This is a genomic window from Streptomyces sp. NPDC049915 (genome assembly GCF_040656475.1).
In the GTDB taxonomy this organism is placed as follows: Bacteria; Actinomycetota; Actinomycetes; order Streptomycetales; family Streptomycetaceae; genus Streptomyces.
Genome location: NZ_JBFAMH010000015.1, coordinates 15367 through 28719, shown reverse-complemented (window position 1 = coordinate 28719; position 13353 = coordinate 15367). Strand labels below are relative to the sequence as shown.

12 protein-coding genes and 1 pseudogene are annotated in these 13353 nt (G+C 72.1%); 10 read left to right on the top strand and 3 right to left on the bottom strand.

The window, feature by feature from the left end; translation table 11 throughout:
• Nucleotides 1-58 precede the first annotated feature (58 nt).
• Entirely contained in the window at nucleotides 59-1759 is a 1701-nt protein-coding gene (locus AB0J12_RS24485) for a proline--tRNA ligase (protein ID WP_363266521.1), read from the top strand.
• 370 nt (nucleotides 1760-2129) lie between these two features.
• Here the strand turns inward: AB0J12_RS24485 and AB0J12_RS24480 are convergent, their stop codons facing one another.
• From AB0J12_RS24480 to AB0J12_RS24470, 3 genes are read right to left on the bottom strand one after another with little or no spacing between them, the layout of a single operon-like run.
• Entirely contained in the window at nucleotides 2130-3029 is a 900-nt protein-coding gene (locus AB0J12_RS24480; protein ID WP_363266520.1) for an aminoglycoside phosphotransferase family protein, read from the bottom strand.
• A gap of 22 nt (nucleotides 3030-3051) precedes the next feature.
• Nucleotides 3052-3501, bottom strand: coding sequence for a ferritin-like domain-containing protein (locus tag AB0J12_RS24475; protein ID WP_363266519.1), 450 nt, complete (start codon nucleotides 3499-3501; stop codon nucleotides 3052-3054).
• Entirely contained in the window at nucleotides 3498-3659 is a 162-nt protein-coding gene (locus tag AB0J12_RS24470; RefSeq protein WP_363266518.1) for a hypothetical protein, read from the bottom strand. Before AB0J12_RS24470 ends, AB0J12_RS24475 begins: the two co-directional genes overlap by 4 nt.
• 693 nt (nucleotides 3660-4352) lie before the next feature.
• Between AB0J12_RS24470 and rimP the strand changes: the two genes are divergently transcribed.
• The 9 genes and pseudogenes from rimP (at nucleotide 4353) to AB0J12_RS24425 (ending at nucleotide 13318) form a co-directional block, all read left to right on the top strand.
• Entirely contained in the window at nucleotides 4353-4856 is a 504-nt protein-coding gene (rimP, locus tag AB0J12_RS24465) for a ribosome maturation factor RimP (protein WP_363266517.1), read from the top strand.
• A gap of 2 nt (nucleotides 4857-4858) precedes the next feature.
• Entirely contained in the window at nucleotides 4859-5869 is a 1011-nt protein-coding gene (gene nusA / locus AB0J12_RS24460) for a transcription termination factor NusA (protein ID WP_363266516.1), read from the top strand.
• A gap of 102 nt (nucleotides 5870-5971) precedes the next feature.
• Nucleotides 5972-6268 (top strand): YlxR family protein, encoded by a 297-nt coding sequence (locus AB0J12_RS24455; RefSeq protein WP_363266515.1) that lies wholly within the window; start codon nucleotides 5972-5974, stop codon nucleotides 6266-6268.
• Nucleotides 6269-6417: 149 nt separating this feature from the next.
• Nucleotides 6418-9480, top strand: a complete 3063-nt coding sequence (infB, locus tag AB0J12_RS24450) for a translation initiation factor IF-2 (protein ID WP_363266514.1) — start codon at nucleotides 6418-6420, stop codon at nucleotides 9478-9480.
• A 192-nt stretch (nucleotides 9481-9672) separates the two neighbouring features.
• Complete coding sequence (locus tag AB0J12_RS24445) at nucleotides 9673-9969, top strand: DUF503 domain-containing protein (RefSeq protein WP_361638706.1); 297 nt, start codon at nucleotides 9673-9675, stop codon at nucleotides 9967-9969.
• Nucleotides 9970-10011: 42 nt separating this feature from the next.
• Nucleotides 10012-10467: a 30S ribosome-binding factor RbfA gene (rbfA, locus tag AB0J12_RS24440; protein WP_363266513.1), complete on the top strand. Its 456-nt coding sequence runs from the start codon at nucleotides 10012-10014 to the stop codon at nucleotides 10465-10467.
• Nucleotides 10464-11369, top strand: coding sequence for a tRNA pseudouridine(55) synthase TruB (gene truB / locus AB0J12_RS24435; RefSeq protein WP_363266512.1), 906 nt, complete (start codon nucleotides 10464-10466; stop codon nucleotides 11367-11369). The genes rbfA and truB overlap by 4 nt, the downstream gene beginning before the upstream one ends.
• A 239-nt stretch (nucleotides 11370-11608) precedes the next feature.
• Nucleotides 11609-11932, top strand: a pseudogene (locus tag AB0J12_RS24430) (hypothetical protein); the annotation flags it as partial.
• A 429-nt stretch (nucleotides 11933-12361) separates the two neighbouring features.
• Nucleotides 12362-13318, top strand: a complete 957-nt coding sequence (locus AB0J12_RS24425; protein ID WP_363266511.1) for a bifunctional riboflavin kinase/FAD synthetase — start codon at nucleotides 12362-12364, stop codon at nucleotides 13316-13318.
• Nucleotides 13319-13353: the final 35 nt, after the last annotated feature.

Genomic DNA, 13353 nt, shown 5'->3' with positions numbered 1-13353 from the left:
GGCGGCCGCCCGGCTAACCTCCTAGCCATCACCTACACGTAGCGGGAGTAAGAGAGCCATGGCGAACGCACCGGTCCAGCGCATGTCCCAGTTGATGGCGAAGACGCTGCGCGACGACCCGGCGGACGCCGAGGTCCTCAGCCACAAACTCCTCGTCCGCGCCGGCTACGTCCGCCGCACCGCCGCCGGCATCTGGACCTGGCTGCCGCTCGGCAAGAAGGTCCTCGCCAACGTCGAGCGGATCGTGCGCGAGGAGATGGACGCCATCGGCGCCCAGGAGGTGCTCCTGCCCGCCCTGCTGCCCCGCGAGCCCTACGAGGCGACCGGCCGCTGGGACGAGTACGGCGCCGAGCTGTTCCGCCTGCAGGACCGCAAGGGCGGCGACTACCTGCTCGGCCCGACCCACGAGGAGATCTTCACCCTCCTGGTGAAGGACCAGGCGTCCTCCTACAAGGACCTGCCGGTGATCCTCTATCAGATCCAGACGAAGTTCCGCGACGAGGCCCGCCCCCGCGCTGGCATCCTGCGCGGCCGCGAGTTCCTGATGAAGGACTCCTACTCCTTCGACACGGAGGACGAGGGCCTGGCGAAGTCCTACGCCCTGCACCGCGAGGCCTACCAGCGCATCTTCGCCCGCCTGGGCCTGGACTACCGCATCTGCGCCGCGACGGCCGGCGCGATGGGCGGCTCGAAGTCGGAGGAGTTCCTCGCACCGGCCGAGGCCGGCGAGGACACCTTCGCCGACTGCCCCAACTGCGACTTCGCGGCCAACACCGAGGCGATCACCTACGAGCTGAAGCCGGTGGACGCCACCGGTGTCCCCGCCGCCGAGGACATCCCCACCCCCGCCACGCCCACCATCGAGACCCTGGCCGCCCACCTCGGCGTCCCGGCCTCCGCCACCCTCAAGAACCTCCTCGTCAAGGTGGACGGCGAGATCGTCGCCGTCGGCGTGCCCGGCGACCGCGAGGTCGACATGGGCAAGGTCGAGGCGCACTTCGCCCCGGCCACGGTCGAGATGGTCAGCGAAGAGGACTTCGCGACCCGCACCGACCTCGTCCGCGGCTACGTCGGCCCGCAGGGCCTGGACAAGGTGAAGTACATCGCCGACCCGCGCGTCGCCCCCGGCACCGCGTGGATCACCGGCGCGAACAAGGCCGACACGCACGCCAAGAACGTCGTCGCCGGACGTGACTTCGAGGTCGACGAGTACGTCGACGTCGTGGTCGTCCAGGAGGGCGACCCCTGCCCGAAGTGCGGCACCGGCCTCAAGCTGGACCGCGCCATCGAGATCGGCCACATCTTCCAGCTGGGCCGCAAGTACACCGACGCCCTCAAGCTGGACGTCCTCGGCCAGAACGGCAAGCCGGTCCGCGTCACCATGGGCTCCTACGGCGTCGGCGTCTCCCGCGCGGTCGCGGCCCTCGCCGAGCAGACCGCCGACGACAAGGGCCTGTGCTGGCCCCAGGAGGTCGCCCCGGCCGACGTCCACGTGGTCGCCGCGGGCAAGGCCCTGCAGACCGAGCTGGCCCTCGACGTCTCCGAGCAGCTCGCCGCGGCCGGCGTCCGCGTCCTCGTCGACGACCGCGCGGGCGTCTCCCCGGGCGTTAAGTTCACCGACGCGGAACTGATCGGCGTTCCCTGGATCCTGGTCGCGGGCCGCCGCGCGGCCGAGGGCGTCCTCGAACTGAAGAACCGCCGCACGGGAGAGCGCGAGGAACTCCCCGCAGCGGAGGCGATCACCCGCCTCACGGCCTGACACAAAGAAAACGCCGGGCGCGTTTCCCTACGCGCCCGGCGCTCTGCCGGTTGGAGGCACTCGCCACAGCATCGCCCCACCCGCGTACGGCGGGAAGGGGCCGGGGTGGGGGGTGTCCGCCCGCAGCGGCCGGCACCGGCACACGGTGAGGCCGTCGGGTACGGGCGGCCGGACCGAGGACGGACACCCCCCACCCCGGCCCCGACTCGCGACGCACCGCAGGCGCCAGGCACGCCACGACGCACCGCAACGGGCCGCCGCAGGCATCAAAGGGGCGCGGGGAACGGCGCGACCAGCCACGACGCACCCGCAGACGAACGACAAGCCGGCGCCGCAGGCACAGTCACCCACACAGGCGCCGCAGGCCCCGTCACAACCACCCCGCAAACTCCAACAACAACTCCGCATCCCCCTCCCGCCCCACCCGCCGGGCCCGCACCCCCGACTCCACGGCCCGGAACAGCGTCCACCCCCGCAACCGCTCCTGATCGACCTCCAGCGACTCCGCAAGCCGCTTCACCCGCCGCCGCGTGGTCGTCGCCCCCGACGGCGAGGCGATCAGATCCTCCACCCGGTCCCGCACCAGCCGCGCCAGATCGAAGGCGCACTCGCCCACCACCGGATCCGGCCCCACCGCGAGCCACGGCATCCGATCCCCGGCCAGCACCTTGCTCTGCCGGAAGGTCCCGTGCAGCAACCGCCGCTCCGGCGGAGCCTCCACCAGCGCGTCCCGCGCGGCCAGCGCCTCCGCCACCAACGGCGCGACCTCGGCATCCCGCTCGGCGCTCGCCCGCATCGCCTCAGCCTGCCGCCCGGTCCGCTCGGCCACCGTCTCGAACGCGTACTCCGCAGGCGGCTCGACCCACAGCCGCCGCAACGTCCCCGCCGCCTCCAGCAGCGCCCGCGCCTCCGGCAACGACCGCACCGACACCTCCGGATGCAACCGCTCGAGCAGCAGCGCCCCCGCCGTACCGGAGTCCTCCACCAGCTGCACGGCCCCCCGACCGCCCCAGTGCGCCAGCGCCGCCCGCTCAGCCTCGGGCCGGGCCCGCGGAGGCGCCAGCTTCAGCACGGCAGGCGTCCCGTCCGCGCACCGCACGAGCAGCACCAGGCTGCTGCGACCGCCCGGCACCTGCACCCGCTCGACGGTCAACTCGCGTAGCGCGACGGCCCGCGCCACGGCTTCCGGCAGCCTTTCCAGCCACTCGTCACCGCCCGGTGCCGTCTCACCCAGCGCCCTCACCAGACGCCGCGGCGGTTCGAAAGCCATACGCGAGCCGCTCCTTCCTTCGCTACGCCGTGGGCGTCCCGCCCCGTTCGGCGAGCCCAGGGAAGGCTACGCTCCCGCCGCGCCACCGCACCGCCCGGACCGCCGCCTCCCGCAGCGCGCCGGCCGCCTCCCGCCGCCGTTCCCCGGCACTGGCCCGCACCAGGTCGGAGTACACCCCGGCGACACGTTCCTCCAGGTCGGCGGCGAGCCGCACCGCCGCGTCCGCGTCCGGTACCGGGAACGGCAGCGCGTACCCGGCCGCCGCGGCGGCCGGCCGCGCGCCCCGGTCGCGCACCTCGCGCACTAGTGCGTCACGCCGCGCCCGGTGGGCGTCGTACGCCGCTCGCGCCTCCGCGCGCCGGGCGGTGCCCATCCGGCCGCCGACGACGCCATAGCCGTACACGGCGGCGTGCTCGGCGGCCAGCGCCGCCTGCAGCGCCCGGATCACCTCGGTATCGCTCGTGTCGCTCATGCGGCCCCCTCGGTCAGCAGGAACGCGTGCGCGGCCCCGGCCGCCGCCACGGAGGCCAGCAGCCGCGCCAGCTCACCGTCGACGCCGACCAGCTCGGCGGTGCGCCGGTCGGCCAGCTCCCGCTCGGCGGCGGCCAGCTGCGCCAGCGCCTCTCTCACCGTCCCGGGAACGACACCGGGCGCGAGGGACACCGACGCGGAAGGAGAAGCCGACACCGAAGCCGACACCGAAGCTGCCACCGAAGCCGACACCGAAGGAGACCCCGACGGACTCCCCGCAGCCGCGGACGCGCCCCCCGCACCCCCCGTCCCCCCGAACGCCTCCACATGCCGTACGACCTCCGCCCGCAGCGGCCGGAGCCGCCCGGCAAGCGGCGGATGAACGGCCAGCACGGCGTCGTACCGCGCCACCAGTCCCGCGCTGTCCCGCGCCGCACGCGCGCGTGTCCGCTCGGTCGCCGACGGACTGCTGCCCGGGCCTCCGCCACCGTCCCCGGGACCGCCGGAGCAGCCGGTGACGAGCAGGGCGCCCGCGGCGGAGGCGACGAGCAGGGTTCTTCGGCGCGGCCCCGAGGGCAGGCGCGGCGGCGGAGGGAACGGCACGGCAGTCGTCCTCAGGGAACTCGTACGAGCGGGACCGGCGGGCACACGGCCCGTGATCACCGTACCCGCGCCCATGTCGACCACCACTCAGCGGCACCACCCACCACCCATCGGCACCCGCCGGTCCCCCCACCACGCACCGGCACCGCCCGTACACAGGTGGACGGCATCACCGCCTGGGACCGGATACCCTTTGACCTGACACGCGACCCATCCCACAACAGCACACGCGGCCGAGGAGTCACCCGGATGAGCACCACCCACAACGAGAGGCTGCGGGAACTGCTGGAACCGCTCGTCACCTCCCAGGGCCTCGATCTCGAAGAGATCGCCGTGGACTCCGTCGGACGCAAGCGTGTGCTGCGCGTCGTCGTGGACTCCGACACCGGAGCCGACCTGGATCAGATCGCCGATGTGAGCCGCGAGCTCTCGGCGAAGCTCGACGAGACCGACGCGATGGGCGAGGGGGAGTACACCCTCGAGGTCGGCACCCCGGGCGCGGAACGCCTCCTCACCGAGCACCGGCACTACGTGCGTGCCACGGGCCGGCTGGTGAAGTTCCAGCTGGCCGAGGGCGGCGAGCTTCTCGCGCGGATCCTGCAGGTCGACGACGAGGGACTCGACCTCGAGGTTCCCGGGGTCAAGGGACGCAAGGCCACCACCCGCCGAGTCGTCTTCCCGGAGATCGAGAAGGCGCGCGTGCAGGTGGAATTCAGCCGCAAGGACAAGAACGAGAACGCAGAGGAGGCGTAGCCGTGGACATCGACATGAGTGCCCTGCGGGGCTTGGTCCGGGAGAAGGAGATCTCCTTCCCCCTGCTGGTCGAGGCGATCGAGGCGGCCCTCCTCATCGCCTACCACCGCACCGAGGGAAGCCGCCGACACGCGCGCGTGGAGCTCAACCGGGAGACCGGGCATGTGACCGTGTGGGCGAAGGAGGACCCGGACGACCTCGAGGAGGGCCAGGAGCCCCGCGAGTTCGACGACACCCCCTCCGGCTTCGGCCGGATCGCCGCGACCACCGCGAAGCAGGTGATCCTGCAGCGCCTTCGGGACGCGGAGGACGACGCGACGCTCGGCGAGTACGCCGGCCGCGAGGGCGACATCGTCACCGGCGTGGTCCAGCAGGGCCGCGACCCGAAGAATGTGCTGGTCGACATCGGCAAGCTGGAGGCCATCCTGCCGGTGCAGGAGCAGGTTCCGGGCGAGACCTACCCGCACGGCCTGCGCCTGAGGTCGTACGTCGTCCGGGTGGCGAAGGGCGTGCGCGGTCCGTCCGTCACGCTCTCGCGCACCCACCCGAACCTGGTGAAGAAGCTGTTCGCGCTGGAGGTCCCGGAGATCGCCGACGGATCCGTCGAGATCTCCGCGATCGCCCGTGAGGCCGGCCACCGCACCAAGATCGCCGTCCGCTCCACCCGCTCGGGCCTGAACGCCAAGGGCGCCTGCATCGGCCCGATGGGCGGCCGGGTGCGCAATGTCATGGGCGAGCTGAACGGCGAGAAGATCGACATCGTCGACTGGTCGGACGACCCGGCCGAGATGGTGGCGAACGCGCTGTCACCCGCACGGGTGTCGAAGGTCGAGATCGTCGACATGTCGACCCGTTCCGCCCGGGTGACCGTCCCCGACTACCAGCTGTCGCTGGCGATCGGCAAGGAAGGGCAGAACGCCCGGCTCGCGGCCCGGCTCACCGGCTGGCGGATCGACATCCGGCCGGACACCGAGCAGGCCGCTCAGCCGGATGAGCAGGCCCGCGGGGAATAAATACCGGCCGCGCGTCGCTGAGATCACGACAGGTTGGTGTACGGCAACTGTTCGAACCCTGCCCCAAAGGGGTGAGGTGCGTACGGGGAGGTAGACTTAAGGGTGTCTGGCCGGACACGGGACCGAGCATGCCCTGAACGCACCTGTGTGGGGTGCCGGAAACGAGCGGCCAGGACGGAGCTGCTGCGCATCGTGGCGATCAAGGGCGAGTGCGTCCCTGATCCACGCGGTACGCTGCCCGGCCGGGGTGCGTACGTGCACCCCACCCTGGTCTGTCTCGATCAGGCGGTACGCCGCCGGGCGTTCACGAGGGCACTGCGCGCCCCGGGAGCGCTCGACACAAAGGCGTTGCGCCAGTACGTCGAGCAGGCAACAGTTGCCGAGCAGGCAACACGGTAAGAAGACGTGCCGCACGGCACCCCGTGCGGTGTAGGTACCTCGCGAGTCGAAAGCAGGTCGAGATTGCGATGAGCACTCGATGAGTACGCGATGAGTACGCCCATGAACTAGCGACGGTCCGGCTTCAACCCGGACCTCAAAGGAGCGAAGTGGCTAAGGTCCGGGTATACGAACTCGCCAAGGAGTTCGGTGTCGAGAGCAAGGTCGTCATGGCCAAGCTCCAGGAACTCGGTGAATTCGTCCGTTCGGCGTCTTCGACGATCGAAGCGCCGGTGGTACGCAAGCTGACCGACGCCTTCCAGGGAGGTGGCTCCGGCAAGTCCGGCAAGCCCGCCGCCCCGAAGAAGGCCGCCCCCAAGCCCGCGCCGTCTCCGGCGCAGGCGGCACGTCCGGCTGCCCCGAAGCCGCCGGCCGCCCCCAAGCCCGCGGCCGAGCAGCCCGCGGCTCCCTCGGCTCCGGCCGCGCAGGCCCCCGGCCCGCGCCCGGTGCCCGGCCCCAAGCCCGCGCCGCGTCCGGCTCCGGCCGCCCCGGAGTTCACCGCTCCGCCGGCCGCTCCCGCCGCCCCGCAGACTCCGGCCGCCCAAGGCCCGCGCCCCGGCGCGCGTCCCGGTGCCCCCAAGCCCGGTGGCGCCCGTCCTGGCGCTCAAGGTCAGGGCCAGCAGGGCCAGCGTCCCGCCGCCGCTCAGGGTGGCGCGCGTCCCGGCGGCGGTTCGTCGCGTCCGGGCGCCCGTCCGGCCGGTCCGCGTCCGGGCAACAACCCCTTCACCTCCGGCGGCAACGCCGGCATGGCGCGTCCGCAGGCTCCCCGCCCGCAGGGCGCCCCGCGTCCCGGCGGTCCCGGTGGTGCTCCCGGCGGCGGTCCCCGTCCGCAGGGCTCCGGCGGCCAGGGCGGCGGTCCTCGTCCGCAGGCTCCGGGCGGCGCCCGTCCGACCCCGGGCGGCATGCCTCGCCCGCAGGGCGCAGGTCCCGGCGGCCCGCGTCCCGGCGGTCCCCGTCCCAACCCCGGCATGATGCCGCAGCGTCCCGCTGCCGGCCCGCGTCCCGGTGGCGGCCCCGGCGGTCGCGGTCCGGGCGGTGCGGGTCGTCCCGGCGGTGGCGGCGGTCGTCCCGGCGGCGGCGGCTTCGCCGGTCGTCCCGGTGGTGGCGGTGGCGGCGGCTTCGCCGGTCGTCCCGGTGGTCCCGGTGGCGGTGGCGGCGGCTTCGCCGGTCGTCCCGGCGGTCCCGGTGGCGGCGGTGGCCGTCCCGGCTTCGGTGGCCGTCCCGGCGGTCCCGGTGGCCGTGGTGGCACGCAGGGCGCCTTCGGCCGTCCCGGCGGTCCCGCGCGTCGCGGTCGCAAGTCGAAGCGGCAGAGGCGCCAGGAGTACGAGGCCATGCAGGCCCCGAGCGTCGGCGGCGTGATGCTGCCGCGCGGCAACGGCGAGGCCATCCGTCTCTCCCGCGGCGCGTCGCTCACCGACTTCGCGGAGAAGATCAACGCCAACCCGGCGTCGCTCGTCGCGGTCATGATGAACCTCGGCGAGATGGTCACCGCCACGCAGTCCGTCTCCGACGAGACCCTGCAGCTCCTCGCCGACGAGATGAACTACACGGTTCAGATCGTCAGCCCGGAGGAGGAGGACCGCGAGCTGCTCGAGTCCTTCGACATCGAGTTCGGCGAGGACGAGGGCGACGAGGAGGACCTGGTGGTCCGTCCGCCGGTCGTCACCGTCATGGGTCACGTCGACCACGGTAAGACCCGACTGCTCGACGCCATCCGCAAGACGAACGTCATCGCGGGCGAGGCCGGCGGCATCACCCAGCACATCGGTGCCTACCAGGTCTCGACCGAGGTCAACGACGAAGAGCGCAAGATCACCTTCATCGACACCCCGGGTCACGAGGCGTTCACTGCCATGCGTGCCCGTGGTGCGAAGTCGACCGACATCGCGATCCTGGTCGTCGCGGCCAACGACGGCGTCATGCCGCAGACGGTCGAGGCGCTCAACCACGCCAAGGCGGCCGACGTGCCGATCGTGGTCGCGGTCAACAAGATCGACGTCGAGGGTGCCGACCCGACCAAGGTGCGCGGTCAGCTGACCGAGTACGGCCTGGTGGCCGAGGAGTACGGCGGCGACACGATGTTCGTCGACATCTCCGCCAAGCAGGGTCTGCACATCGACTCGCTGCTGGAGGCCGTGGTCCTCACGGCCGACGCCTCGCTCGACCTGCGGGCCAACCCGAACCAGGACGCGCAGGGCATCTCGATCGAGTCCCGCCTCGACCGCGGCCGCGGTGCCGTGGCGACGGTCCTCGTCCAGCGAGGCACCCTGCGGGTCGGCGACACGATGGTGGTGGGCGACGCCTACGGCCGCGTACGCGCCATGCTCGACGACAACGGCAACAACGTCGCCGAGGCGGGCCCGTCGACGCCGGTCCAGGTCCTGGGCCTGACCAACGTCCCGGGTGCGGGCGACAACTTCCTGGTGGTCGACGAGGACCGTACGGCCCGTCAGATCGCCGAGAAGCGCGCCGCCCGCGAGCGCAACGCCGCGTTCGCCAAGCGCACGCGCCGTGTCTCGCTGGAGGACCTGGACAAGGTGCTCAAGGCCGGCGAGGTCCAGCAGCTGAACCTGATCATCAAGGGTGACGCTTCTGGTTCCGTCGAGGCGCTCGAGTCCTCCCTGCTCCAGCTGGACGTCGGCGAAGAGGTCGACATCCGCGTCCTGCACCGCGGCGTCGGTGCGGTCACGGAGTCCGACATCGACCTGGCGATGGGCTCCGACGCCATCGTGATCGGCTTCAACGTCCGTGCGGCCGGCCGCGCGGCGCAGATGGCCGAGCGCGAGGGTGTGGACGTCCGGTACTACTCGGTCATCTACCAGGCGATCGAGGAGATCGAGGCGGCCCTCAAGGGCATGCTCAAGCCGGAGTACGAAGAGGTCGAGCTCGGTACGGCGGAGATCCGCGAGGTCTTCAAGTCGTCCAAGCTGGGCAACATCGCGGGTGTTCTCATCCGCTCCGGCGAGGTCAAGCGCAACACCAAGGCGCGCCTGGTCCGCGATGGCAAGGTCATCGCGGAGAACCTCAACATCGAGGGTCTGCGTCGCTTCAAGGACGACGTCACCGAGATCCGCGAAGGCTACGAGGGTGGTATCAACCTCGGAAACTTCAACGACATCAAGGTCGACGACGTCATCGCGACGTACGAGATGCGCGAGAAGCCGCGGGTGTAACACCCACGGAGCGTGCCGGCCGACGGGACTTCGGTCCCGTCGGCCGGTGCGCCGTTTGCGGCCCGTTCCCACGGTCCACGGAGGGTAATATCCGTCGATCGTGCGGGCCGCTTCGTTGTACGGTTCTTGATGTCCCCGGCCACACGGTTGCGGGCCATCGATCCCGTACCGGCGGGTGAACCGGTTACACACATGTACGTGGGGACGCTGTCCTTCGACCTCCTCCTCGGCGACGTCCACTCGCTCAAGGAGAAGCGCTCCGTCGTCCGCCCGATCGTCGCCGAACTCCAGCGCAAGTACGCGGTGAGTGCGGCAGAGGTGGACCACATCGACCTCCACCGGCGGACGATCATCGGCCTCGCCGCGGTCTCCGGTGACGCGGGGCACCTCACCGACGTACTCGACCGGTGTGAACGGCTGGTCGCCGGCCGCCCCGAGGTGGAGCTGCTGTCCGTACGACGGCGGTTCCACGGCGAAGACGACGACTGACCACAGAACGCAAGCAGAGAAGAAAGAACGGGAGACGGACCAGTGGCCGACAACGCGCGGGCGAAAAGGCTGGCGGACCTCATCCGAGAGGTGGTGGCCCAGAAGCTGCAGCGCGGGATCAAGGACCCGCGGCTCGGTTCGCACGTCACCATCACGGACACCCGGGTCACGGGTGACCTGCGGGAGGCGACCGTCTTCTACACGGTGTACGGCGACGACGAGGAGCGCCAGGCCGCGGCCGCCGGCCTGGAGAGCGCCAAGGGCGTCCTCCGCTCGGCCGTCGGGGCGGCCGCCGGCGTGAAGTTCACGCCGACCCTCACCTTCGTGGCCGACGCCCTTCCGGACACCGCCCGGAACATCGAGGACCTGCTCGACCGGGCCCGTCAGTCCGACGAGAAGGTGCGCGAGGTCTCCGCCGGAGCCACGTACGCCGGTGAGGCGGACCCGTACCGCAAGCCGGGCGAGGACGACGACGAGACGGACGACGCCGCCGAATGACCAGCAAGCCCACCCCGCCCGACGGCCTCGTCATCGTCGACAAGCCGTCGGGCTTCACTTCGCACGACGTGGTCGCCAAGATGCGCGGGATCGCCAGGACCCGCCGCGTCGGCCACGCCGGCACCCTCGACCCGATGGCGACCGGTGTGCTCGTCCTCGGCATCGAGAAGGCCACCAAGCTCCTCGGTCACCTCGCGCTGACCGAGAAGGAGTACCTGGGCACCATCCGCCTCGGGCAGACCACGATCACGGACGACGCCGAGGGGGAGATCACCTCCCACGCCGACGCCTCCGGCATCACCCGGGACGCCATCGACGCCGGCATCGCCAAGCTGACCGGCGAGATCATGCAGGTGCCGTCCAAGGTCAGCGCCATCAAGATCAACGGCGTGCGCTCCTACAAGCGGGCCCGCGAGGGCGAGGAGTTCGACATCCCGGCCCGCCCGGTGACCGTCTCCTCCTTCGCGGTGTACGACGTCCGCGACGCCGTCGCCGAGGACGGCACCCCGGTGCTCGACCTGATCGTCTCCGTGGTCTGCTCCTCCGGCACCTACATCCGCGCCTTGGCCCGCGACCTCGGCGCCGACCTCGGCGTCGGCGGCCACCTCACCGCCCTGCGCCGCACCCGGGTCGGCCCCTACAAGCTGGACGCGGCCAAGACCCTGGACGAGCTCCAGCAGGAGCTGACCGTGATGCCGATCGCCGACGCGGCCGCCGCCGCCTTCCGCCGCTGGGACGTGGACGCGAGGCGCGCCCGCCTGCTTGCCAACGGCGTACGCCTGGAGATGCCGGACGAGTACGCGGACGCCGGTACCGTGGCCGTCTTCGGCCCGGAGAACCGGCTGCTCGGCCTCGTCGAGTCGCACAAGGGCAAGGCCAAGAGCCTCGCGGTCTTCGCCTGACCGAGGGGACCTGCCCGTGGAGCGGCGGTCACGGGGTACTCGCTGCCGCCGCTCCACGGTCCCCCCTCGGTTCCCCCACCCCTAGGGTGTACACAGCACCCCCACTCCATTCACCCGTCCGGGCAGGCGCTCGGAGTGAACCGGGGGAGTGCAGGGGGGCGCGTTTCACCACACCGTCTGTCCCGCCGATCACCCCGCGCCTACCGTCGAGGCAAGAGGCACACGCGGGAGGTACGACGATGGCGGGACGGGGCCCGCGGGACCGTTCCCGGCACCTGCCCGACACTCCACCCCCGACCGGCCCCGACGCGGCCCTCGTCCGCATCCGCGACCTGGCCGGCCGCCCCCGCGGCCTCGGCTTCGCCGCCGACCACCACGGCACCGTCGTCACCAGTCACGAGGCCGTGGACGGCCTCGCTCGCCTCGCGCTGTACGGCACGGACGACCGCAGCTGCGTCGTCACCGCCGACGCGGTCACCCCGCTGCCCGAACGCGGTCTCGCCCTCGTGCGCACCGACGGCCTCGGCACCGAACTGCTCCCCCTCACGGTCCGGGACCGCGTCGAACTCCTCCTCGTCCGCACCCCGAGGGCGCCGCCCGCTACGACCGCGCCCTGGTCGACCTGGCCCGCCACGTCCGCGGCTTCGCCACCCGCCTGACCGGCTGGCTCACCGCGGCCCCGGCCGGCTGGGCCGCCCTCGTCGGCCCCAGCGCCCGCCGCACGATCGAGCAACTGGCCGGTGTCCGGGTCCCCGCGTGACCGCTCGGTCGGAAAAGGCCCCGTCTGTCGGAACAGGTCCCGTCTGTCGGAACAGGCGGCCTCGTCAGTCGGAACAGGTCCCGGCCACCCGCCCGAAACGGCCCCGGACCGCCCCCGGCGGCGTGCAGCCGGTCACAGCGATGATGCCGATGCAGGCAGGGCGGGCGCGGCATGGCACCCTTAGACCTGCGTAAGAACGTAGACACGGACACGGGTTCGAGGAGCGGTCACAGTGCAGCGCTGGCGTGGCTTGGAGGACATCCCCCAGGACTGGGGGCGCAGCGTCGTCACCATCGGCTCCTACGACGGAGTACACCGGGGCCATCAGCTGATCATCCGGCACGCCGTGGACCGCGCCCGCGAGCTGGGCGTCCCCGCCGTCGTGGTCACCTTCGACCCGCACCCCAGCGAGGTCGTCCGCCCCGGCAGCCACCCGCCGCTGCTCGCCCCGCACCACCGCCGCGCCGAGCTGATGGCCGGCCTGGGCGTGGACGCGGTGCTGATCCTGCCCTTCACGACGGAGTTCTCGAAGCTCTCGCCCGCCGACTTCGTCGTCAAGGTCCTGGTGGACAAGCTGCACGCAAAGGCGGTCGTCGAGGGCCCCAACTTCCGCTTCGGCCACAAGGCCGCGGGCAACGTGGAGTTCCTCGTCGAGCAGGGCAAGGTGTACGACTTCGAGGTCGAGGTCGTCGACCTGTACCTGTCGGGCGAGGTGGCCGGCGGGCAGCCGTTCTCCTCCACGCTGACCCGGCGCCTGGTCGCCGAGGGCGACGTGGCGGGCGCCGCCGAGATCCTCGGCCGCCCGCACCGGGTGGAGGGCGTGGTCGTACGCGGCGCCCAGCGCGGCCGCGAACTCGGCTTCCCCACGGCCAATGTCGAGACCCTCCCGCACACCGCGATCCCGGCCGACGGCGTCTACGCCGGCTGGCTGCACGCGAACGGTGAGGCGATGCCGGCCGCGATCTCCGTGGGCACCAACCCCCAGTTCGACGGGACCGAGCGCACGGTGGAGGCGTACGCCATCGACCGCGTCGGGCTCGACCTGTACGGCCTGCACGTGGCCGTCGACTTCCTGGCCTTCGTGCGCGGGCAGGCGAAGTTCGACACGCTGGACGCGCTGCTGGTGCAGATGGCGGAGGACGTGAAGCGCTGCCGTGAGCTGGTCGCGGGGTCGCAGCCGCCGAGCTGACCTTCCCTTACGACGCCGAAGGGCGGCCGGTGCCT